This is a genomic window from Fictibacillus sp. FJAT-27399 (assembly GCF_001510655.1).
Taxonomy (GTDB): domain Bacteria; phylum Bacillota; class Bacilli; order Bacillales; family Fictibacillaceae; genus Fictibacillus_C; species Fictibacillus_C marinisediminis.
On the sequence record NZ_LMVC01000004.1, the window covers coordinates 45,232 to 67,144 of the forward strand.

A 21,913-nucleotide genomic window follows, 5' to 3' on the forward strand; every position below is an offset into this window, starting at 1 on the left:
AAATATTTTCTTGGATCTCCCAAATTTATTAAAAACTATTTTTGTCATTAAAGAAGCACCTATCCATCTATTTGGTGGCAGGTGTTTTTTGGAATTTTATTTTACTGGAATTTCCTTCGCTTGCTATTAGTTGGACAATTCCATGGGCTGTTTTAGAATCAGGGCTTGCTGTAGGTTCATCAGCTAAAATAATTTGCTGACATGAAAAGAAAATGAAAAAGGGGCTGTCCAGAAAGTCGAAAATTGACCTTCAGGCAGCCCCTTTTTGGCTTGAAAAATCTTCAATGAAAAGTTAATTGAAGTGGAAGATGCGAGACTCCTCGAAAATGAACTTCACATTTTCTTCGTGCGATAAAAAGCTGCCGGAGCCTTCCTTGTCCTGCGGGACTAGCGTGCAGGTGAGACTCCCGCCGGTGNCTAGCACCAAAAAGTAGGCGTTCACGCCGGTAAGGCTCACCGCACGCCCAGCGGAAAGCGAGCAGCCTGGAACGGAAATCAACAGCTTACAGACTTCTTGGACAGCCCCTTTACATTTTTTATTAATTAAGTTGGCTCTACGATCGTACCATTAAAGGCGGCTTGATATATTTTCCTAATATCGCCTTCTAATAAAGGAAGAGGACTTCTGGCCAGGATTCTTTTTTGCTTTACTCCATCCTGTGTTAAGCTCTCCAGTGCTGAATCCGGTACATTGAAGCCAGATAAAGCAGCTGGGATTCCAACATCACTCACAAGCCTCTGGAGTTCTTCTACACATTTATAGGAAGCTTCTTCTTCGGATAAGTAGGCAGAATTTCCACCCAGGGCATTTAAGATGTCCGCCATACGCTTTGTGCAGCTTTTCCGAATATAACCCATTACATAGGGAAGAAGGACGGCGTTCGATTCACCGTGGGAAATGTGAAATTGCCCGCCCAGCGGGTAAGCCAAGGCATGAACTCCTGCTACTCCCGCGTTAAAGAATGCAAGGCCTGCGATATAACTCCCATTGCTCATATCAATTCTTGCTTGCCGGTTATTTCCGTCTGTAACGGCCTTCCGAAGGGATCGTCCTATTAAGCGGATCGCCTGCAGAGCTAAGCCATCAGTGGCAGGGCTTGCATTCACTGAAATATAGGCTTCCACTGCATGGGTTAAAGCATCAATTCCCGTAGCTGCCGTTACTTTGGCGGGAACCGATACGGTCAGCTCCGGATCAATAATGGCTACATCTGCGAGAAGATAATCGTGTGTCACCACGTCTTTTGTGGTCTCTAAGGAGAGGACAGAGATATTTGTCACTTCTGAACCGGTTCCGGATGTAGTCGGAATGAGGATTTTAGGCAACCCTTTTTTTTCTACATTTTTAGAGCCGGATAAGTTTAAGTAATCAGCTGCAGAACCATCATGCACAGCCAATACTGAAGCTAATTTGGCCAAATCGAGTGCGCTTCCGCCGCCTACACCGACGACCATGTCAAATTCTCCTTCACGGGTAAAGGAAACCAGCTTTTCTCCTGTTGCTACAGGAGGTTCAGGAACGACGTCCGTGTATAAAGTGACAGAATAGCCCTGTTCTTCAAGCGGTTCTGTTACTCGTTGAGCGATTCCTATTTTGGCCAGCATTGGATCTGTGATAACAAGGATTCTCTTTGGCGCATACTTCGCAACTTCAGGCAGCAATTCCTTCAGTGATCCCCATCCTGTGTAGCTTAATGGGGTGAAAACTAACTTTGCGACACTCATTGTTTTTCCCCCTCTATTTTATTCGTAATATCCTTCAGTAGATTTGCGGAATGTTTTAAATTGGTCAGCATCGTGTCCAAACCAGACTTGGGAACCTGTTTGTTTCGCGATTCTGCGTATTTTCTCAACTGCGTTTGAATAGCCCAGTGAATCATAGATAATGCCAGGCGGCTTGATCGGCGGTCCGAAGCTTTCAGCAGTATAGATAGCATCTGAGGCGAGAATAATCCCGCCTGTTTCTGGCATGTTAATCTGAAGGCCAAGCATACCCCAGGCATGTCCGCTTCCAAAATTAAGGATATTAATTCCTTCTGCTAATTCAAGATTGTCTTCACTTCGTTTTATGGTTTTCCATTGAAGATTATTTTTTATCCAGGCATCAATATCTCCCCAGATGTATGCTCCTTCTTTTTCATTGCGGGCATACGTTTGAAGGGCACCGTTCAGCTCATCTTCATGAACGATGATTGTCGCATTTGTAAATAACTCCAAGCACCCAGCGTGGTCAAGGTGAAGGTGGGATGCTATTACGTATTTAATATCTTCGGGTCTTACATCTAGCTCCTCCAGGCGGTTATGAAGATAACATTCCTCCCCCATATTGATTGGAAACATTTGCTGAGTTGCTTTCCCCCACCGGCCTTCTGGCCCCATTGAGCTAGGATTGCAAGCAGTATCAAAAAGAATTTTACCTGCTGGATGGTCGATAAGTACAGTATAGACAGGGAACTCGACAAACTCAGTTGGTGTATTGGGATTCTCCACTGTTGCTGGACTGTGCATCGCAATCATCCAGTTTTTATCCATTCTCATACGGCCATTATCCATTACATAAAGCTTTGGGTTAGGTTTAATAATATTCGCCAAAGTACTTCTCCTCCTTAAAATGCTGTTTTTATGGTAACGAATTTTAATTCTGTCATTTCTTCAACGGCATATTTAATTCCTTCACGTCCATAGCCGCTGTCCTTTACTCCGCCATAAGGCATATGATCCAGCCTAAAGGTTGGGATATCATTAATAATGACTCCGCCTGACTCCAGCTTTTTGGCCGCATGTATTGCATGAAGGATGTTTTGGGTATAGATAGCCACATTTAATCCATACGAAGAATCATTGACCATATGGATGGCTTCATCCAGCTCATGGTAGGGAACGATTGAGACAACGGGAGCAAATGTTTCTTGGCAGGAAACCGCCATATCTTTTTTCACATTCAATAGTACGGTTGGCGGGAAGACAGAACCGTCGCGTTTACCACCTAGTGCAATGTCAGCTCCCTGCTCATTTGCTTCCTGGACCCATGACTCAATTCGCTCTGTTTCCTTAAGGTTGATCATGGCACTAATATCGGTTTTTTCATCGAGAGGGTCGCCGGCTGTTAAATTTTTTGCCTCTTCAATAAAACGCTTACAAAATTCATCATAAATGGAATCATGAACATAAATTCTTTGCAGTGAAATACAAACCTGGCCTGCAAAGGAAAATGCTCCTTCTACACATCGGGGCACAATTTTTTCCAGCGGGATATCCGGTTCAACAATTAACCCTGAATTGGAACCAAGTTCTAATGTTACTTTCCTCAACCCGGCTTTTGATTTAATCAGTTTACCTACTTCTGCACTCCCTGTGAAGGTTACTTTTTTAACTCTTTCATCAGTAATAAGAGCGTCACTAAGCTCTCTTCCGCTGCCTGTTATCACTTGAAGAGCTCCATCCGGAAGGCCGGCTTGCTTGAAGATCTCAGCGATTAATAACGCGCTTAAAGGTGTTTGTTCAGCCGGTTTCAATACAACAGTATTTCCCGCAGCAAAGGCTGGTCCTAGTTTATGCGCGACGAGATTAACCGGAAAATTAAAGGGGCTGATTGCAACGACAACACCTAATGGTTCTCTCCATGTAAATCCTAGCCGATTCTCACCTCCAGGAGCGGCATCCATTGGAATGGTTTCTCCATAGATCCGTTTTGCCTCTTCAGCTGCAAATTGATAGGTAGCAATGGTGCGGTCTATTTCGCCACGTGCTGTTCGAATGGGCTTACCGGCCTCAAGTGCAACAATTCGTGCCAACTCTTCCTTTCTTTCACGGAGAAGTTGGACAACATTCAGCAAAATCTCTGAGCGCTTATAGGCAGGCATCACTTTCATCGTTTCATAGGCTGTTTTTGCTCCTTCAATGGCTTTTTTTACATCTGCCTCATCTGCCATACTAATGTTAGCAATAACATCCCCGCTATAAGGAGAGTGCAGTGCATAGGTTCTTTCTTTTGATTCCCATTTACCATTAATGAATAACTCTTTAATTTCCATTCTCAACCTCCTTGCCTTTTTATAATGCAAGATTCATGCCAATATTAAAAATGCTTATTTTATATAAGAATTTACATTGTCTAAAGCAAATAATGGTGATAAAATTCACCATAATAAAAAGAATTGTTGGTGTAACAGAGACTAAAGACGGTGAAAATCGTCACCGTTTGGTGATAATTTTCACCGCTTCTTGCAGGAGGCAGAGATTCCGATGAAACCACTTACTGTGAACAAAGAAATTTTAGAAAGCGTTTTCTCCTCGATGCCCAACGGGGTCATTGTAGTGGACCATAATAATAGGATTTTATTCATTAATTCCTCAGCACAAAAACTAATAAAACAAGAACACCAAGACTTAGTGGGCAAAGATATTCGTGATTTTGTTCCTAATTCACCAATCCACCAAGTTCTTAATAGTGGCAAGAGCACACTCGGAGCGAAAATGACGATAGCAGGGTTGCAATGTATGGTGAATAAAACTCCCTTATATAAGGAAAATCAGCTCATTGGTGCTGTGAGTGTTATTCAGGATATTTCTCAAATCGAACATTATCGTTCATTACTCAAGCAAATGGAAAAAATCATCGAATTTTCTACGGATGGCATTTATGTCGTTAATAGTGAAGGAATTACACTCATTGTGAATTCAGCTTACGAGGCTATGTCAGGAATCAAGAGGGAAAGACTTATCGGTCATCACATGGGCGATTTGATGAACCACGGCTACTTTGATCAATCTGTCTCACTCCTTGTCCTGCAGGATAAAAAACGCAGATCGATTCTTCAGCGAATCGGCCAGCAAAAAGATGTCATGGTCACGGGAACTCCCGTTTTCGATGAATCAGGCGAGATTCAAATGGTTGTAACCAGTGTCAGAGACATTACTCAGCTAAATGAACTGACAAATGAGTTGAAGAAGGCAAAAAGCTTTTCTGAAATGAGTCAGAATCGATATACCTTTTCCACGGAGGGAAATGATGAAAAAGTAGTCTTTCAAAGCATTCAAATGAAGGGAATTATAGAAAAAGTAAAACAAATCGCTTCATACCCAACAAGTATATTGCTATCTGGTCCTTCAGGAGCGGGTAAAGAGGTTATTGCTAATTTAGTTCACCAATTAAGTGACAGAAAAGATATGCCTTTTATTAAAGTGAACTGCGGGGCTATCCCTGAACAGCTGCTGGAATCTGAGCTTTTTGGTTATGAAAAAGGGGCGTTTACCGGAGCAAGGCAGGAAGGGAAAGTCGGCCTGCTGGAACTGGCGGACAAGGGGACAGTTTTGCTGGATGAAGTAGGGGAACTTCCATTGTCTCTGCAAGTCAAATTGCTTCGTGTCCTGCAAGAGAAACAAATTCAAAAATTAGGCAGCAGCAAAGTAAAACAACTAGACATTAGAATCATTTCAGCAACAAATAAACATTTGAAAGAGTTAGTGGAGAAAGGAAAATTTCGAGAAGACTTATATTACCGGCTGCAAGTGATAGAAATAGCTATTCCTCCATTGAGCCAGCGTCCTGAGGACATTGAAGTCTTGCTGGATCATTTTTTCACCTATTTCTGTAAACTATTTAATATCGAAAAGCATGTATCACCCGAAACCAAACAAATTTTACAAAGCTATCATTGGCCGGGGAATGTGAGAGAATTAAGGAATTTAGTTGAGAGCATGATTGTTTCGGTGCCATCACTTACTATTGAACCGGTTGATCTGCCGCCGCACTTTAGTATTCATGGTAACTCAGAGTCTGTTCATACTTTCAAACAAAGAATGGAACAGTTTGAAAAAAGAGTGATAATGGATGCGCTTCACACGAAACCCTCCATCAGAAAGGCAGCAGAATATTTAGGAGTCGATCACTCGACACTTGTGAAAAAAATGAAAAAGTGGGATAGGGAGATCAACAGAGGGATCAATTGAAACAAATTCAAAAAAATTTTATATGGTAAAATGAACAAAAACGAATGGAGAAATGATTGTCTTGTCTAAATTGCCTAACTGCCCAAAATGCAGCTCAGAGTATACCTACGAGGATGGCAGCCTTTTTGCACGATATTGATTGCAAAATTGACAGTTTTGGCGCCATGAAGTTAAAATCTGAATTTGTAATGAAGATATTATGATCGAAGCTGCTCATAAAGAATACGGCCGTGTAGATGTGCTCATCAACAATGCAGGATTACAGCACGTGTCTCCTATCGAAGAGTTCCCGACTGCTAAATTCGAACTAATGATTAAAATCATGCTGTCTGCTCCATTCATCGCGATTAAACATGCATTCCCAATCATGAAAGAGCAAGGGTTCGGACGCATTATCAACGTGGCTTCCATTAACCGACTTATTGGGTTTGCTTGAAAAGCAGCATACAACAGTGCAAAACATGGTGTGATCGGTCTAACAAAGGTTGCGGCATTAGAGTCTGCTACTCACGGAGTAACAGTAAATGCCCTTTGTCCAGGATATGTTGACACGCCTCTCGTACGTGGCCAGATGGAAGATTTAGCGAAAACAAGAAACGTTTCTTTGGAAAGTGTTCTTGAAGAAGTCATCTACCCGTTAGTTCCGCAAAAACGTTTTATTGGAAGTAAGTGAGATCGCTGACTACGCAATGTTCCTTTCAAGCGACAAAGCAAAAAGTATTACAGGACAAGCCATCGTTATGGATGGGCGGCTATACTGCACAATAATTTGTATTGTAAGGGGCTGTCCAGAAAGTCGAAAATTGACCTTCAGGCAGCCCCTTTTTGGCTTGAAAAATCTTCAATGAAAAGTTAATTGAAGTGGAAGATGCGAGACTCCTGCGGGACTAGCGTGACAGGTGAGACTCCCGCCGGTGCTTGCACCAAAAAGTAGGCGTTCACGCCGGTAAGGCTCACCGCACGCCCCGCGGAAAGCGAGCAGCCTGGAACGGAAATCAACAGCTTACAGACTTCTTGGACAGCCCCTTTTTAGTTCTATTAAACTTTTGAATCTATAGCTTTTACGATTCTCTCACAGATCTCATGCGTTAAAAGCGAATCATCAATCGATGGATCAGGTAACTTATTATTTTGAATGCATTCGATAAAATGATCGACAATTTGATAGAAGCCTCGTTTATACAGCGTGGGCTCCCAGTCACCAAATTTAGACATGCTGATCTCTTTATTATGATAATGTGTGGTTTCCACCAGACTGTTAACGACATATTTATCGCTGCGAGTATGGTATTCAATGATTTCCTCTGTCACCCCGCCATTTCTGTTCATGATTCCCATAGCAATACATCCATCACCAATAAGCTGAATGATCAAGTGATCAAGCATTTCCCCATTCCTTAAAAACTGTATCTTTACATCCAACACCTCAGTATCCATTAAAAATCGAAGTGTATCTACCACATGGATAAAATCTTCAACAACAAATCTTCGTATAAAATCCGGAGACGAATATCTGTTTTTTTGCATGAGGATTAAGCTTGCTTTCCCGTGTTCTATAAGCTCATTCACCTTTGGTATAAACCTTCTGTTGAAACCAGCCATGGCGATACTGCCGCTTTCTTTTGCGAGCTTTACAATGCTCTCGGTTTCCTGAAGGCTCATGGATATAGGTTTATCTATGTAAGTATGGATTCCGCTTTTTAGCAGTTTTTCAGCGATTTCAAAATGTGCCTCTGTCGCTGTACTCACAAACGCTGCATTAATGCCCTTTGTTATGAGCTCATCAACTGTCGGTACCTTTTCCTGAATTCGATATTTTTCGGACAATCTATTGAGAGTTTCGATATTCCTTGTACAAAGCACCAGCTCTATCCCTTCTTTTTCAGAAAGAACAGGCAAGTAGGCCTTTGCTGCAATGTCACCCAACCCAATAATTCCAATCTTCATCCCTTCACCTCATCCCTATTACTGAAGTTACCTTATTTCAGGTATCCTTTCTTCTCCTTTTTTAAACCTCTGCCTCACTCATCAAGGCATGTGTATTTCCTTCTTTATCGTTAAAGAAAGCCATCCATGTTTCGGTTTGTCCCATTTTAGCAATCAGGTGAGGTTCGCTTACAAACGCAGCACCTTTTTTAAGCATATCTTCATAAGCACTCTTAATATGAGTCACTTGGAAATAGATGACGGAACTGGGATGGGCAAATGTTTCATTCTCAGGCAGGCTGAGCATTAAACGAAGGCCGCTGCACTCAAAGAATGCCATGTTTTTGTTTTGAAAAAGGAGTTGAAGCCCTAAGTCGTTTTGATAAAAATCAACGGCTCTTTCCAGGTCTTTTACAGGAACTCCAATCTGTCCAATTTTATGTATCGCTGTTGCTTCCATTAACCATCTCTCCTCTTTTGTTCTTTCTTCTTCATCATAAATGGTTGTTGCTGCTATTTCTTATCCAAAATCACTTTTTTTCGAAACTGTAGCGGAGAGATCCCGGCATGCTGTTTGAACATTTTGCTGAAAGAAGCGGGGGTCTCAAATCCCAGGTTAAAGGCTATATCGGTCATCGTCTTTTCTGTTTTCATTAATAGTTGTTTAGCTTTTTCGATTCGAAGCGCTGTGACGTGCTGGTGAGGTGTGCATCCATAGATGGCCGAATAGTTCCTTAGGAGATGATTCGTCGATAGGGAAGCAGCTTGGGAAATCTGCTGCAAGGTTACCGGCTGTTGATAAAAGGCGCGAATATATTCATGTGCGGTACTGATTCTTCTGTACAGTTCCTCCCGTGTTCCCATTTTTAACGAAGGCAGTGCCTCTGTCTCCATAACTGCATGAAACTGTTCCCTCACAATCGTTTCCATCAATTGCTGAAACTGTTCTTCCTTCCAAAGAGGATCGCTTTTTGTAGTCATATTTCCCCGGAAATAGTCGATTTGTGTGGAGAGAGCTGAAGAAAAGGGATAGGTTTTTTCAAAAAAATTGACAGAATTTAGCGGTTTAAAAGGATCGGCCAAAAGATTGCCGGAATCAGCTTTCAACGTCCTCAGCACTTCCTCGGCAAGCCCTTTTCTGAAGAATAAACAGAAAGACTCCACCTCAGTTTCTTCTTCAATAGCAATCGTATAGGCACCTTCATTTAAAAGAAGATATCGGCCTTCTTCCACCGCAAAGAAACCCCGGTTCGTTTTGTAAAGGGCCCGGCCATACCTAAACGTTTTAATTGAAAGCTGTCCATCACCTTCCCAATAAAATTCATTGCTTTTGTCATGCAGCACGTAATTTTGGGATTCCATCCTATCCCCCCTAAGCAAGTTCCTAATGCAATTATACATAAAATTGGAAACAAATGTCTTTCATTGCTTTTCAAGATTAAGAAGGATAAAGGATGGTCAGAATGTTCCAAAGAAGACAAAACAGCGCCACTGAATACCCAGACTTTTTATGGTAAGATAACAGGTGGTTACGAAAAAGTATGCTGTCTTTTGGGACAGTTCATTATATGTTTTGAAAAGAGGGTAAAAAATGGTAAAGGAATCCATCTATGGATTAACATTTGAACAGCTGGCTGCCTGGCTATTAGAACGGGGCCATAAACCATATCAAGCATCCCTGGTTTGGGAATATCTATATAGAAAACGAGTCACTTCCTTTTCTGAAATGAGCGATGTAAAAAAGGAATGCATCGAAATGCTTTCAGAAAGCTTCGAGTTCCAGACGATGCAGCAGCATGTGAGGCAGGAATCAGAGGATGGCACGATCAAGTTTTTGTTCAAGCTGCGGGACGGTAACTTGATCGAAACGGTATTAATGAAGCACAAATACGGCTTGTCTGTTTGTGTGACGACCCAGGTCGGCTGCAACATTGGCTGCAGTTTCTGTGCGAGCGGTTTATTGGCCAAAAGCCGCGACTTATCGAGCGGTGAGATCGTCGAGCAGATCATGAACGTCCAGCTTCATCTTGATCAAAGAAATCAGGATGAAAAAGTGAGCCATATCGTTGTCATGGGAATTGGAGAGCCATTTGATAACTTTGAAAATATGATTGATTTCATAAAAGTGGTGATTAATCATAAAGGACTCGCGATTGGCGCGCGTCATATCACGGTTTCTACAAGTGGACTCGCCAACAGGATTTATGAATTTGCTGACTCTCAGCTACCCGTGAATTTGGCGATTTCCCTTCATGCACCGAATAATGAATTACGGACACGCATCATGAAAATAAACCGTGCGATTCCTATTGAAAAATTAATGGAATCCTTGGATTATTATTTAGAAAAAACAAACAAGAGAATTACGATTGAGTACATTTTATTAAGAGATGTTAATGATCATAAGGAAGAAGCAGAACAACTCGCTGATTTGCTCCAGGATAAAAAGCAAAAGGTCTACGTCAACCTTATTCCGTACAATCCAGTAGACGAACACAGCCAATATCAGCGAAGCGAGGAGAAGTCTGTGCTGACGTTTTACGATACACTGAAAAAACGGGGCATCAACTGCAAAATCCGCCAGGAGCACGGTACTGATATTGACGCTGCATGCGGACAGTTGAGAAGCAAACAGATTAAAAAAGAAAAAGCGCAATAACGCTGTAAAGAAGACCAGACTTTTGTCGGGTTTTCTTTTTATTTGGATTACTTTTCTGCAGTGATTAGTGAGCGGTTGATAGGTCGAATAGTGCACAATACTAGTTATTCATCATATAGTTTTGGGTATAATCTAAAGCAAAGCTTTACATAAAAGGAGATAACCATGATTCCTAAAACGATAGAAGAACTAGAAGCCATCCGAACGGAATGTAGAGTGCTGGTTAATAAACGAGCGTCAGCTTCTGCGGCGGCCGCTGTTATCCCGATTCCCGGAGTAGATGTGGGTGCGGACATCACGATCATGATGGAATTACTCCCGGCCATTAATGAGAAGTTCGGCTTGGCGCCCGGCCAGATTGAGAAGATGGATGCAACATTGAAAGGGAAAATCATTGTACTCATTACGTCAGCGGGCAGCCAGTTTGCTGGCAGAGTCGTAACGAAACAGATGATTTCTCTTTTATTAAAAAAGGCAGGTAAACGCATAGCGGTCAAACAGGTCACGAAGTTCGTACCTTTTGTAGGACAGGCGGTAGCGGCCGGTATCAGTTTTGCTGCGATGAAATATCTCGGTAATTCTCATATTGAGGAGTGCTATCAAGTCTGTAAAAAGATGATAGAAGAACAACAGATGCCAGCACAATAATACAAAGAAAGCCCTATCCCGCATACGGGGTAGGGCTTTTATCATAAAGCTTATTTTGTTTTCAAATCTCCTGATGGAAGTCCTGAGAGGTAGCCGACTCCGCCAGTTTCCTGGATTCCTATGCCTTTTTTCATGGCATCTTCGAGCTTTTCCTTATCTACTGCTGTAATTTGTTTTCCATCCAGATCTTCACCCGGGTGCTGGAAGTTGCTAAGCAAATAGCGGGAATTCTTCAGCTGATCAACCGCTCGCAAGCCCGTTGCTTCAGCCCCTGCTGGAACAGAAAGTATTCTTGAAAGTTTTTTCGTTTTAACATTATAGGCCCAAACAAAGTTGTTGGTGTGATGCGAGCTGTCTTCACCGATAAATAGCGTGTCCATGTCGTTGGAGAAGGTAAGATTATCTGGATTCGCTATTTTATCCGGATTGGCAGTATTGCCGTATGCATCAGATTTTGGAAGATCCTCACCGACAAGGAGACCCTTCATTTTTGAAGGCGCATAGCGGCTATTGATGTTGTGGCTGCTATGATCTTTTTGATCGGCATTCAAATCTAGTTCAAAGGTTGTTCCAGAGTCAAGAACCGGCATTTGGATGTCATCCTGCACGCCGCTGATATCCTCTTTTTTCATACTTCCGTTTTCATATGAAATGGCGATATAGGCTTTATGGCCAGCCTTATTAACGGCAATTCCCTCCATTTTATTGAACTCAGAAGTTGCACCAAGCAATGCGCCATATCGTCGTGATTCTAGGAATGCTGCAGCCTTTTCCATGCCTGGCTTAACTTTAAGATACTCTACCTTCTTGCTTGCAGCTGTTTTTATCGCTTTAAAGCCAGGAGCAGGTTGCGCCGAAGTTTCAAAGATATCGCTGAATTTCGTGCCTTTATCGATTATTTTCTTTACTTCTTTGTCTGTTGAGTGGCCAAGCTTGATCCACTGCAAGTCTCCTGCGCCGCCGTTATCTGAAGACGTTTGCTTGAATTTTGCCGCATATAGAGTCCCTGCAGAGAAGTCTCTCTTCTGATCGGCGACATACATAAACATCATCGTATTACCGCCGTCATCTCCAAACAATGCTGTTTTTTGATCAGGCATCACCTGCATGATTTCATGGGAAAAGCGTCCTGTGCTGTAATGTTTTACCACGCTGGTATTGCCATTGGGGTGAATAGAGATCTCTGGAATCCATCCATAGAAATAAGGATTGGCTTTTGATTTGTCTCCAAAGTAGTGCTGTGCAAAATTGGTGACATCACGATAGGAATCAGAAGAAGAATCTTCGAACGCACGGGCATCCGGTTCATATTCTTCAGATCCAAGGTGAGTTCCCCAATCTGTTGTGGAACCGTTACAAGGTGTCCATAGGCCGTTCACGTTAGAAAAGTCAATTTTCTTCGCATGATTAACGGTAAGCTTGCCTGTTTTCTTATCGCGGTCAACTTGAGTCAGTGTCATGGATGCAGGAAGTCCTTTAATTTCGTTTCCGGCATTATCCATGGAATCATACTCATAATGAGAGATAATATAATCTTTTCCGGCAATCGTAATAAAACTATTGGAATCGGGTGCGTCAGAAATATAATATGAAGGCTTGTCAGGCACGCTTCGATCAACGATAGGATTGCCTTTTGCATCAATAGGTGTACCTGCAGGAATCTTTTCGCCTTTGTTGTCTACAATTTTATCTTTGGATAAGAATAGCTGATTATAATTTAACGGAGTTTCTTTTACCGTACCGTCTTTGTACGTGATTTTTACTTTTGCCTCTGTATACGTTTTTACCATGTTTTCAATGGTGCTTGGTGCTTTCATTGATTCGAATTCTATGCTCTTGATCTGGTTATGGGAAAAGCGATGGTGCTGGTCAGTTGAAGCAAAGGCTGGAATGGCGCTTGAGGCCATGATCGCCAAGGATAATCCGATTGAAACTTTTTTCTTCAATATTGTTTCCCCCTTATTGAGTGTTCAGACTCATTAAACCACTTTATTGTTAAGGAGATATGAAGAAAAAGGGGAAAAATATTGGAAAAAGGTTAAGAAACGGTTACAAGTCTGAGGAACTTGTCCCATTATTCCTATAAAGCCTGCTACGTATTAACGATTGAAATGGGAGTTTTGTAGCCGAGTGAGTGGAAATCTTCAATTTTTGCGTTGGAATGATCAACGACGAGACCCTTATTTCCCTTTTCGCAAACAGCTTGAACATCACCGATTCTAATGGACTGTATATTAGATCCGATGTAAACGGCAGTTGGGGCAGAGTTTTGTATTTTCACCTTTCGAATTTCTACCGAGTCTGCCCCATGAGGACCGCCGAATACTTTAATATCGGCCCCTGCCGTTTTAAAATCCCGGATGTTCAGATGATGAAGGATAATGTTCCTTGATCGGTACTGGACCGCAATGACCGGCTCTCCCCGGTAATCATATTCAGAATCTCCGATGACGGTAAAATGGTTGATGGCCACGTTTTTGTAAGCAGAGATCACCATTGCCCGGGGTGTTGAGTCCCTGTAGAGAGGAGTCCGAATTGGAGCAACCGCCACGATATGGCTGGCTTTAATATTAAACGCCGTCTTCGATTCAGGATCCGTTTCAACGTGGTGGCCGATATGGCGGAAATTATAAGAACGGTTGTCATTGATTGAGATATGCCCGATGATCTGTGTGTTGCTCGCGGCTGCAGAATTATGGTGTGCCTTGATTTCCACACCGCCGAAGCATCGTGTGGTCGAATTGTTAAGAAGCATGACATTTCGAGAGCCATCGTCCACTTCAATCCCGTTGGAGTTCGAGAATCCTTCTTTGTGGGCTCTTCCGCTTGGGTCACACAAATGGCAATTGGAAATGAGGATATTATCGCTGTGATGAGTTGTGATCCCATCATCACCAAAACCATAGCCGTTCAGCTGATCGAGCCAAATATAGCGGCTGCTTCTGCGGGCCCGTGTAGCATCTCCGAAATAGGTATACACGGCAGATGATACATCAAAACAATGCAGACCGGGATTGATGCCTTCCACCTCTTTTACCCAGCCAAATGATACATGAGCAAACGTGAGGCAGCTAGACTGGTTATTGCCTGAAGCTGTCTTTTTGTTCGGATTCAAACGTTCCACATTCCAGTCCAGGCTCATCCCCTGGACATAAATATGATGGTTGCCTTTCCAGTGGCTGGAGTTGGTCAACAGCTGACGGCTTCTGGGCGCCTTATCATGAAGCTTGATGGTGGTCGCTCCCTTACCCTCACCGATCAGCATTGTATAGGAAGGGAGCCGGATTCCCCGAGTGACATATACACCTGCGGGAACAACAACTTTTACATTGCCGTTTCCGATGGCTTTTTTGAACGCTTCTGTGTCATCAGTGATACCGTCGCCAGCTGCGCCGTAATCCCGGACATTTTTCTCTTGTTCGATCTCCCTTTGCAGCTGAATAAATGCCTGATCGAGCTTCTTTTTCCAGTCCGGATAGATGCCTCCCTCTTGATCTGTTACAATTTGCGGGAGCGGTTCTTTGTTTTTATGCCATGCTGTGGAAAGCAAGATCTTCGGAAGACCATGCAGCAGGTTTTTAAAAGAGAAGGATGGAAAATGCGTTGGTTCTGGCAGGGGATTCAGCTCCTGAAATAGGTTGTCTGTCTGGTTCAACAGGCTTTTTAGATCTTCTTTATTCTCAGAAAAAGAAGCAATGAGTTCTTTGTTTTCTTGCGGGTTATGATTTTTATCTAAATGAAGCATTTCGGGATCACCTCAGAATAATCAGCTGTTATTTTCAACATTATGTACTATTCCCGCTCTTATTCCAAGCTTAATCATTCTTCTTCCAAACAAAGAAAATACCCCTGTAAAAGGGGCATTTACTGTTCCATTAAACTGCTGAGAGAAACCTGCTTTTCATTTTCCGGCTGTCCGAGCGGGTAGATTCTGGCCGTTTCTCCTTGCTCGTCAACATGCTGGATGTAAATTGGTACACCATCACATGTAACGTTTGCCATTACCGGGGATGAGGCAATCTCTTGTGCACGCTGTTTGTTCATCGTACGATCCCTCCTTTTCGTCTTTACTATGGGCGGGAAGAGCAGAATTTATACTTTTAGCTAGCGTGCCTTGAAAAATGATTGTGTCAAAATCGGTCTTAATTAGTCGAGCTTATCCGGTTCGATAATAAAAGTTTGGATCATCCTCCTGGGAATGATTTAGACACTTTTTACATGGATGAATGACAGGCATCAATTGTCCATCAAAACAGAAGAAAGAGGCTGCATCAATCAAACAAGAGAGCAATACTCAAATTCGAGGCTGCTTTTATCATTTTTTAGCATTAACATGAAAAAAACACCGCAGATCGGCACCCGATACAACCGTAAACATGTAAACGAAGGGATGAGTCCCACACATCTTTCCTTCTTGGCCGGATAAGCTGGACAATGCCGTAGCGCAGGGCGATATAGCTTACGATATGAACGCCCAAGAGGCTGCAGGAAAGATTCAGAAGGTTCAGTCTGGAGAAATTCTTAAAAAATAGAGGTGTTATTCTAAAATTGTCAAATATTATTAAGCATAAGAGTGTCGGAATCTATCCAAAACGTTCGAAGTTCTATATAGTAGAACTTCAGCCATCTATATTCCAGTGCCTCTATTTTTCAGGAAATATCGATACATAAAGCAGTATATGGCTGAGTAACACCTTGTGTCACCAGGTAGTTTTAGATAAAATAATAGGAGGAATAGATACTATGCAATTTCAATTTTTAGTAGGTAACGATAATGGAAACAGTGAGCATGACATTTATATCGATGGCCGTTTGTTTCAGCAGCCGAACGTAAACTGTGCCGTGGACCAGCTGCCATGGAGTGAAGAACAGGCCCCTGAAACGATTGTACGCAACCTTCAGGAGAACTTAATCGTAACGATTGATTCCCCGGCAGCACGTGCGGGTATGTATTATGTAGGAAAGTTCGCGCTTGAAAGCGGTGAGCTGATCGAAAACATTCAGGTCGGCGTAGATTACAAGTACGAGATTGACCTGCCAATCGTCAACACACTCGCTCAAATCGCAGCAGTAGCGGTACAAAAAGGATTTGCAGAAGAGAAAAAGCTTCCTGCATCCATTGATGTAACGGTTGATATGGCGACTGCGCTGCCGATCACACAGCACTCTGATGAATCAGCAGCTAAATTTGAGAAGCGTTTCATGAACGGCCCTCACCATGTGACGGTTCATGTTGGAAAGCAGCGCGTTACAGTTAAAGTAGAATTTGAGTTTGTAAAAGTTATTCCGGAAGCTACACCAGTAACCTTCTCTCTTCAAAAAGATGAAGACGGCAACTGGAGAAAAGGCGATATTTTTGACCAATTTATTGAAGCGTACGATATGCCGAAGAACTTCAACGGCAGCTTCTTTAAAAACAAAAAAATCCTTCACACAGATATCGGTGATGGTTCTACAGAGTATCCGATCACAGAAGGAAACAAATTTTTGCGCCAGTTCGTGCATGGCACCAACCATGGTGCAGGGTATGCGATCGAGGAAGCACTCAGTGAGTTCAACCGTTTGATCCACCTTCCCGACAGCCCGCGTCAATTTTTCAGTGACGTGATCAAGAACCCGAACCATAAATATCATGCGCGTGCGATGAAAACATTAAAAAGACCGCTTGAAGGACAAGCTCGCCAAATCATCAACAACATCCGCAAGCAGCTTACTAAAGCGAGAAACGAAATCGATTTGATCTGCGTTTATGGAGGCGGAAGCATCTTGATGAATCCGATTCTTTCTCCAATGCTTAAGGAACTTTGTGATGAGCGTGAAATTCAGCTTCTTTACATTCCTGCAAAATATGCAGTGACAATGAATGCAAATGGACTGGATGCATTCGTACGCGGAAAAATCTACGGTGCGATCAAGGATCGTGCGAAACAGCCGGTATAAGTCTCTAATTTAAATGGTAAGGGGGTGTAAAGATGAAGAAACAAAAAAAGCCAGGCGACAATATTTCGTTAAAGACGAAGAAGAATGAAGCCCCCGCCATTATTGACTGGATCAACTCGCAAACGAACTTGATGGACTCGATCCGTTTTTTGGTCGAGAATGAGATCAAAGCGAACGGAGTCCGTAATCTGCAGCAGCATGTCCCCGCAGACCGCGGATTCTCGAACGAGGTTGCGGCAGGACTGCATGGACACGGCTATCAGGAAGAGCCGAAGCATTCTCCGGAGTATGAAGATGTGATCGACGAAGAAGAGATCGATGAGGATGACATCGAATCCTGGACGTAAAAGATAATAGGTTAGTCAAGAAAGCCGGTTTGAGAGGATTACTCTCGAGCCGGTTTTTTTTAAAAGACTCTTTTCTAAAAATTGTTGCTTTGGGAACATTTTTGTAAAGAATCTTCATTGACAAGTTGATTGGAGTGTAAGGTGCGAGACTCCTCGAAAATGAATTTCACATTTTTCGTGCGATATAACGCTGCCAAAGCCTTCCTTGTCCTGCGGGACTAGCGGGACAGGTGAGACTCAAGCAGGCGCCAGGCGCCGAGAAAGTAGGCGCTGACGCCGGTAAGGCTCACCACACGCCCCGCGAAAGTAGGCGTTTATGCCGGTAAAAGCGAGCAGCCTGAAACGGAAATCAGCCACACTCAAGAGCAGCAACGGTTACGAAAACAGCCTAATTAACCCCCCTCCTTTTATTAATAAGCCTATGGATTCTATGAAAATACGCCTCAAGTCGTACCTGAAAATATAGCCGGGGTACATTATAGAAAACCCGGAACGCAGGTAAGCTAGAACTATGAAAGGAGGTAACAACAAATGAAGAAATTTGGTTTGTTTGTACTCGGAGGAATTGCAGCGATCACCCTGCTGGCGAACATCGGCCACATGATTGGACTCGCGATCGGGTTAATCATTTTATATTTTGCCGTTAAGGGTTTCATGAAGGCAGAAACAACATCTAAGAAAATCTTGTGGGGTGCTGCCGGCGTGATTGCAGCATGTGCAGCCATCTCCAATGTGCCGGCACTTTTAGGTGTCCTTGCCCTCTATGTGCTGTACCTGGTGTATAAAGGATGGAACGGCAAGAAAAGCGAAACAGGCTCAGCTGATGATCCGTTCGTAAACTTTGAAAAACAATGGGCAGAAATGAACAGAAACTAATAAAAGGAGAGAATGAACATGAGTACACTTTTTACAAGAATCAAAAATTCCATAGCAGCTGATTTTCACGAGATGCTCGATCAGAAGGAGCAGAAGAATCCGATCTCACTGCTGAACCAATATTTGCGTCAATGTGAACAAGAAACGGACCGTGTGCGAAAACTGGTCGAACGTCAATTTATACTTACTGAAGAATTTACAAAAGAGTACAGAGAAGCAAAGTCACATGCTGAAAAACGAAAGAAGCAGGCGGATTTAGCTCTTCAGGCTGGAGAAAGCGATTTGCATGAGTTCGCAGTCAACGAACAGCAGCGGTATGATGAGCGTGCAGCCCGCCTGAATGATGCTAAATTAGAGGCGAAGCGCGAACTGGAAGCGCTGGAGCAAAAGTTTGAACAGATGAAGCATAAGCTGAAAGATATGTATGTGAAGCGAATGGAGCTGATGGGCCGCGAAAACATCGCCCGAGCCCATCGAGGAATGAATAAAGTTCTGGATGCCGGAGCAGGTTCGAAGCCAGGCCTGAGATTCGACGAAATGGAACGCTATCTAGAGCGGCTGGAGCATCAGGTGAATACGGATTATCACTTCAATACGATCGATGAGCGGTTTGCACAGCTTGAAAAACAATGGAAAAAAGAAGAAAAAACTACGATTTCATAATTTAAAAATGGTATTCTAAAAGGCGTAGGGTACTGCGCCTTTTAGGACGTGCACCATTAACAATAAAGAGGAAAAACGAGAGAGATAGAGGGGGTGCACCATGTTTAACGGAAAAAAAACAGATTTGATCAGCTGGCTTCTTTTGATTGGTGTACTGCTTCTTATTCTTGAACTTTCATTTCGCGGAGGGGAATTGATTTTTATTTTTGCCCTCATGGCTGGCTGCATCTATATCGGAAGAAAAAAAATGCCTCGGACAATCGGGAAAGTGCTGTATTGGGGCGGATGGTTTGGATTGATCATCACCCTGCTGAACATGATGGCCTTTAAGTTTGTCATGATTGCGGTCCTTGTTTATCTGGTCATCCAGTTCTATCAATCTAAAAAAAAACCGTCAGTCATTGAGCCGGTCGTCCAAAACGAAGAGGATTCCCGGCTGTCCGAGTCACTTTTTACGAAACAGCCGCTGTTTAAAAATATACTGTACGGCCGGCAGCAGACCCCTGACCATGTGTATGAATGGAGTGACATTAACATCCAGTGCGGGATAGGGGACAGTGTCATCGATTTGAGCAACACCGTTTTGCCGGATGGCGAATCAGTCATTGCCATACGGAATCTTGCCGGAAACATTAAAATTCTTGTGCCGTATGAAGCGGCGGTTAGTGTTCATCATTCTGTGCTGGCTGGAAACACAACAATTTTTCAGCTTCATGAATCGAAAATATTCAATCAGCTTTTTCATTTTCAAACAGAGAACTACCAGGAGGCCCAGCAAAGAATTAAGATCGTTACATCCATGGTGGTCGGGGATCTAGAGGTGAAGCGGACATGAGTATTGTGCTGCGAAGTGTCCTCCTATCCATCGCCGTATCTCTATTGACCGCTATTCTGGTTTTCATTGCTGTGTTCATGGTGAACCCTTTCCCAGGCCTGGCTACACTATGGGAACGGCAGCTGTTCGGCCTGCCATTTATATTGGTTGTGCCGGCTGCCAGTTTGGTTCTTGGTGTGTTTTTTGGTTTGCTGCATGGGTTTGCTGTCCGAAGACAGCTCAAACAAGTGGAAGAAGGCCTGCGTGAGATGGAGAACGGCAGATCCATCTATCCTCCTTTACAAGCACAGGGAACAGAGATGGATGCCCTGTGGAAAAGAATGAAAAATGTACAGCGCCAGGTTACGGATCAGGCCAGGGCCTCACAAAAGCTGGCGAACGAAAAAGCAGAAGATCAAGAGAAAATCATTCAAGAGATGATCTCGAGAGAACGGCATCGTTTAGCACGTGAGCTGCATGATTCAGTGAGCCAGCAGCTTTTTGCCGCCTCCATGCTGATGTCAGCCATCAATGAGTCAAGGGAAGCTGAAGAAGCTCCTGAAAACAGGCAGCTGAAACTGGTGGAACAAATGATTCACCAGTCGCAGCTTGAGATGAGAGCGCTGCTGCTTCACCTCCGTCCTGCAGCTCTAAAAGGAAAGTCCTTGCAGGAAGGAATTAAAGAACTGTTAGCGGAGCTCGTTCAAAAAGTGCCGATTGAGATTCATGCAAAAATAGAAGAAATGCCGCTCGACAAGGGTGTTGAGGACCACCTGTTCAGGATTCTGCAGGAATCCGTCTCAAACACACTGAGGCATGCCAAAGCTACCTCTCTTGAAATTCTGCTGATCGAACGGGAAGAATTAATCATTCTTCGTGTAGCTGATAATGGTGTCGGCTTTGCTATGGACGAGGATAAAGCCGGATCCTACGGGCTTCAAAACATGCAGGAACGAGCGCTGGAAATCGGCGGCACGATGAAAGTGGTAAGTCTGCCCGACAAAGGGACGCGGCTGGAAGTAAAAGTACCAGTGATTTCGGTGGAGGATGATAAAAATGATTAAAGTATTGTTTGCGGACGATCATGAAATGGTAAGAATCGGTGTTTCATCCTATCTTTCTGCCCAGTCAGATCTTACGGTGGTTGGTGAGGCCGAGAATGGGAAGAAAGCCGTTGAACTGGCACTGGAGCTGCGCCCTGATGTCATTTTAATGGACTTGGTCATGAATGAGATGGACGGGATTGAAGCGACGAAAAAAATCATTGAGCAATGGCCGGAAGCGAAGATTATCATTGTGACCAGCTTCTTGGATGATGAAAAAGTTTACCCGGCGATAGAAGCAGGAGCGGTAAGCTATATGCTTAAGACCTCAAAAGCGAGTGAGATCGCCGAAGCGGTAAGAGCCACTTATCACGGCCAGTCTGTCTTGGAACCCGAGGTTACAGGCAAGATGATGAACCGTATGCGCCAAAAAAATCATCAACAGCCACATGAAGAGCTCACGAGCCGTGAGCTTGAGGTACTCCTCTTAATGACAGAAGGAAAATCCAATCAGGAAATTGCAGACCAGTTATTCATCGCACAAAAGACCGTTAAAGTACATGTGAGCAACATTTTAAACAAGCTCGATGTACAGGACAGGACCCAAGCCGTCATCTATGCGTTTAAGCATTCGCTTGTTAAGTAAATTTTTTATCATAGTATACGCCGCCGTCTCAAAACAGGCGGCTTTTTTTGTTTTAGGCTGTTTTCGTAACCTTTGTTGCCCTTAGGAGTGGTTGATTTCCGTTTCAGGATGCTCGCTTTCCGCGGGGCGTGCGGTGAGCCTCCTCGGCGCATGTGCCTGCGGGTCTCACCTGTCCCGCCTGTCCCGCAGGAGTCTCGCACCTTGCACTCCAATCAACTTGTCAATGAAGGCTCTTTACAAAAATGTTTCCAAAGCAACAATCCTTTATAAAAGAGCCTTGTTTTGGAATGAAATACTTCCGAAACGGGAAAGAAATACTAGACAGAGAAGTATGAATTTTGTCCATATGATGTAAACAAACTTAAAATATGATAAAATATTTTTTAGTGATAGATACTT

General features: G+C 43.3%; 21 protein-coding genes and 2 pseudogenes. 13 read left to right on the forward strand and 10 right to left on the reverse strand.

Annotation, left to right across the window (positions count from 1 at the left end; all coding sequences use genetic code 11):
- Nucleotides 1-543 precede the first annotated feature (543 nt).
- From AR335_RS16860 to AR335_RS16870, 3 genes are read right to left on the reverse strand one after another with little or no spacing between them, the layout of a single operon-like run.
- On the reverse strand, nucleotides 544-1,725 hold the full coding sequence (locus AR335_RS16860) for an iron-containing alcohol dehydrogenase (RefSeq protein ID WP_062238099.1): 1,182 nt from the start codon (nucleotides 1,723-1,725) through the stop codon (nucleotides 544-546).
- A gap of 18 nt (nucleotides 1,726-1,743) precedes the next feature.
- On the reverse strand, nucleotides 1,744-2,592 hold the full coding sequence (gene ahlS / locus AR335_RS16865; RefSeq protein ID WP_062238101.1) for an AhlS family quorum-quenching N-acyl homoserine lactonase: 849 nt from the start codon (nucleotides 2,590-2,592) through the stop codon (nucleotides 1,744-1,746).
- 14 nt (nucleotides 2,593-2,606) lie between these two features.
- A complete protein-coding gene (locus AR335_RS16870) occupies nucleotides 2,607-4,034 on the reverse strand; it encodes an aldehyde dehydrogenase family protein (protein ID WP_062238103.1) in 1,428 nt (475 codons plus the stop codon).
- A gap of 211 nt (nucleotides 4,035-4,245) precedes the next feature.
- On the opposite strand from AR335_RS16870, the gene AR335_RS16875 reads away from it, so the two are divergent.
- The 3 genes and pseudogenes from AR335_RS16875 to AR335_RS16880 all read left to right on the forward strand — a co-directional run.
- A complete protein-coding gene (locus AR335_RS16875; RefSeq protein ID WP_062238105.1) occupies nucleotides 4,246-5,952 on the forward strand; it encodes a sigma 54-interacting transcriptional regulator in 1,707 nt (568 codons plus the stop codon).
- Between the two features lie 61 nt (nucleotides 5,953-6,013).
- Nucleotides 6,014-6,155: pseudogene (locus AR335_RS24295) on the forward strand (PhnA domain-containing protein).
- Nucleotides 6,156-6,187: 32 nt separating this feature from the next.
- Nucleotides 6,188-6,720 (forward strand): annotated as a pseudogene (locus AR335_RS16880) (3-hydroxybutyrate dehydrogenase); the annotation flags it as partial.
- 84 nt (nucleotides 6,721-6,804) lie between these two features.
- Here the strand turns inward: AR335_RS16880 and AR335_RS24300 are convergent.
- The 4 genes from AR335_RS24300 to AR335_RS16895 all read right to left on the reverse strand — a co-directional run bounded on the left by AR335_RS24300 (nucleotide 6,805) and on the right by AR335_RS16895 (nucleotide 9,240).
- Complete coding sequence (locus AR335_RS24300) at nucleotides 6,805-6,951, reverse strand: hypothetical protein (RefSeq protein ID WP_156418804.1); 147 nt, start codon at nucleotides 6,949-6,951, stop codon at nucleotides 6,805-6,807.
- 39 nt (nucleotides 6,952-6,990) lie between these two features.
- Nucleotides 6,991-7,899: a Gfo/Idh/MocA family protein gene (locus AR335_RS16885; RefSeq protein WP_062238108.1), complete on the reverse strand. Its 909-nt coding sequence runs from the start codon at nucleotides 7,897-7,899 to the stop codon at nucleotides 6,991-6,993.
- A gap of 61 nt (nucleotides 7,900-7,960) precedes the next feature.
- Nucleotides 7,961-8,338: a VOC family protein gene (locus tag AR335_RS16890; RefSeq protein WP_062238110.1), complete on the reverse strand. Its 378-nt coding sequence runs from the start codon at nucleotides 8,336-8,338 to the stop codon at nucleotides 7,961-7,963.
- 53 nt (nucleotides 8,339-8,391) lie between these two features.
- The gene (locus AR335_RS16895; protein WP_156419057.1) at nucleotides 8,392-9,240 is read right to left on the reverse strand and encodes a helix-turn-helix domain-containing protein; all 849 of its coding nucleotides are present in this window, start codon (nucleotides 9,238-9,240) and stop codon (nucleotides 8,392-8,394) included.
- Nucleotides 9,241-9,469: 229 nt separating this feature from the next.
- Between AR335_RS16895 and rlmN the strand changes: the two genes are divergently transcribed.
- Together rlmN and AR335_RS16905 are read left to right on the forward strand one after the other, a co-directional pair.
- A complete protein-coding gene (gene rlmN, locus AR335_RS16900; protein WP_062238114.1) occupies nucleotides 9,470-10,537 on the forward strand; it encodes a 23S rRNA (adenine(2503)-C(2))-methyltransferase RlmN in 1,068 nt (355 codons plus the stop codon).
- A gap of 165 nt (nucleotides 10,538-10,702) precedes the next feature.
- On the forward strand, nucleotides 10,703-11,185 hold the full coding sequence (locus AR335_RS16905; protein WP_062238116.1) for a hypothetical protein: 483 nt from the start codon (nucleotides 10,703-10,705) through the stop codon (nucleotides 11,183-11,185).
- Between the two features lie 50 nt (nucleotides 11,186-11,235).
- Here the strand turns inward: AR335_RS16905 and AR335_RS16910 are convergent, their stop codons facing one another.
- From AR335_RS16910 to AR335_RS16920, 3 genes are all read right to left on the reverse strand, one after another.
- A complete protein-coding gene (locus AR335_RS16910) occupies nucleotides 11,236-13,131 on the reverse strand; it encodes a PhoX family protein (RefSeq protein ID WP_062238118.1) in 1,896 nt (631 codons plus the stop codon).
- A 146-nt stretch (nucleotides 13,132-13,277) separates the two neighbouring features.
- The gene (locus tag AR335_RS16915; RefSeq protein WP_062238120.1) at nucleotides 13,278-14,930 is read right to left on the reverse strand and encodes a glycosyl hydrolase family 28-related protein; all 1,653 of its coding nucleotides are present in this window, start codon (nucleotides 14,928-14,930) and stop codon (nucleotides 13,278-13,280) included.
- Nucleotides 14,931-15,049: 119 nt separating this feature from the next.
- Entirely contained in the window at nucleotides 15,050-15,229 is a 180-nt protein-coding gene (locus AR335_RS16920) for a small acid-soluble spore protein H (protein WP_062238123.1), read from the reverse strand.
- Nucleotides 15,230-15,928: 699 nt separating this feature from the next.
- On the opposite strand from AR335_RS16920, the gene AR335_RS16925 reads away from it, so the two are divergent.
- From AR335_RS16925 to AR335_RS24305, 8 genes are all read left to right on the forward strand, one after another.
- Entirely contained in the window at nucleotides 15,929-17,125 is a 1,197-nt protein-coding gene (locus tag AR335_RS16925) for a ParM/StbA family protein (protein WP_062238125.1), read from the forward strand.
- A 32-nt stretch (nucleotides 17,126-17,157) separates the two neighbouring features.
- Nucleotides 17,158-17,472: a hypothetical protein gene (locus tag AR335_RS16930; RefSeq protein WP_062238126.1), complete on the forward strand. Its 315-nt coding sequence runs from the start codon at nucleotides 17,158-17,160 to the stop codon at nucleotides 17,470-17,472.
- 531 nt (nucleotides 17,473-18,003) lie between these two features.
- The gene (locus tag AR335_RS16935) at nucleotides 18,004-18,348 is read left to right on the forward strand and encodes a hypothetical protein (protein WP_062238128.1); all 345 of its coding nucleotides are present in this window, start codon (nucleotides 18,004-18,006) and stop codon (nucleotides 18,346-18,348) included.
- A gap of 18 nt (nucleotides 18,349-18,366) precedes the next feature.
- The gene (locus AR335_RS16940) at nucleotides 18,367-19,011 is read left to right on the forward strand and encodes a PspA/IM30 family protein (RefSeq protein WP_062238130.1); all 645 of its coding nucleotides are present in this window, start codon (nucleotides 18,367-18,369) and stop codon (nucleotides 19,009-19,011) included.
- A gap of 100 nt (nucleotides 19,012-19,111) precedes the next feature.
- Entirely contained in the window at nucleotides 19,112-19,846 is a 735-nt protein-coding gene (liaF, locus tag AR335_RS16945; protein WP_062238133.1) for a cell wall-active antibiotics response protein LiaF, read from the forward strand.
- Entirely contained in the window at nucleotides 19,843-20,889 is a 1,047-nt protein-coding gene (locus AR335_RS16950; RefSeq protein WP_062238135.1) for a sensor histidine kinase, read from the forward strand. The genes liaF and AR335_RS16950 overlap by 4 nt, the downstream gene beginning before the upstream one ends.
- On the forward strand, nucleotides 20,882-21,514 hold the full coding sequence (locus AR335_RS16955; RefSeq protein ID WP_062238137.1) for a response regulator transcription factor: 633 nt from the start codon (nucleotides 20,882-20,884) through the stop codon (nucleotides 21,512-21,514). The genes AR335_RS16950 and AR335_RS16955 overlap by 8 nt, the downstream gene beginning before the upstream one ends.
- Before the next feature lie 91 nt (nucleotides 21,515-21,605).
- Complete coding sequence (locus tag AR335_RS24305; RefSeq protein ID WP_156419058.1) at nucleotides 21,606-21,869, forward strand: hypothetical protein; 264 nt, start codon at nucleotides 21,606-21,608, stop codon at nucleotides 21,867-21,869.
- Nucleotides 21,870-21,913: the final 44 nt, after the last annotated feature.

Coding starts and splice junctions, on each gene's coding strand:
- AR335_RS16860 (WP_062238099.1), bottom strand. CDS start 1,725: ATGAGTGTCGCAAAGTTAGTTTTCACCCCATTAAGCTACACAGGATGG.
- AR335_RS16870 (WP_062238103.1), bottom strand. CDS start 4,034: ATGGAAATTAAAGAGTTATTCATTAATGGTAAATGGGAATCAAAAGAA.
- AR335_RS16875 (WP_062238105.1), top strand. CDS start 4,246: ATGAAACCACTTACTGTGAACAAAGAAATTTTAGAAAGCGTTTTCTCC.
- AR335_RS16885 (WP_062238108.1), bottom strand. CDS start 7,899: ATGAAGATTGGAATTATTGGGTTGGGTGACATTGCAGCAAAGGCCTAC.
- AR335_RS16890 (WP_062238110.1), bottom strand. CDS start 8,338: ATGGAAGCAACAGCGATACATAAAATTGGACAGATTGGAGTTCCTGTA.
- AR335_RS16895 (WP_156419057.1), bottom strand. CDS start 9,240: ATGGAATCCCAAAATTACGTGCTGCATGACAAAAGCAATGAATTTTAT.
- rlmN (WP_062238114.1), top strand. CDS start 9,470: ATGGTAAAGGAATCCATCTATGGATTAACATTTGAACAGCTGGCTGCC.
- AR335_RS16905 (WP_062238116.1), top strand. CDS start 10,703: ATGATTCCTAAAACGATAGAAGAACTAGAAGCCATCCGAACGGAATGT.
- AR335_RS16915 (WP_062238120.1), bottom strand. CDS start 14,930: ATGCTTCATTTAGATAAAAATCATAACCCGCAAGAAAACAAAGAACTC.
- AR335_RS16920 (WP_062238123.1), bottom strand. CDS start 15,229: ATGAACAAACAGCGTGCACAAGAGATTGCCTCATCCCCGGTAATGGCA.
- AR335_RS16925 (WP_062238125.1), top strand. CDS start 15,929: ATGCAATTTCAATTTTTAGTAGGTAACGATAATGGAAACAGTGAGCAT.
- AR335_RS16930 (WP_062238126.1), top strand. CDS start 17,158: ATGAAGAAACAAAAAAAGCCAGGCGACAATATTTCGTTAAAGACGAAG.
- AR335_RS16935 (WP_062238128.1), top strand. CDS start 18,004: ATGAAGAAATTTGGTTTGTTTGTACTCGGAGGAATTGCAGCGATCACC.
- AR335_RS16940 (WP_062238130.1), top strand. CDS start 18,367: ATGAGTACACTTTTTACAAGAATCAAAAATTCCATAGCAGCTGATTTT.
- liaF (WP_062238133.1), top strand. CDS start 19,112: ATGTTTAACGGAAAAAAAACAGATTTGATCAGCTGGCTTCTTTTGATT.
- AR335_RS16950 (WP_062238135.1), top strand. CDS start 19,843: ATGAGTATTGTGCTGCGAAGTGTCCTCCTATCCATCGCCGTATCTCTA.
- AR335_RS16955 (WP_062238137.1), top strand. CDS start 20,882: ATGATTAAAGTATTGTTTGCGGACGATCATGAAATGGTAAGAATCGGT.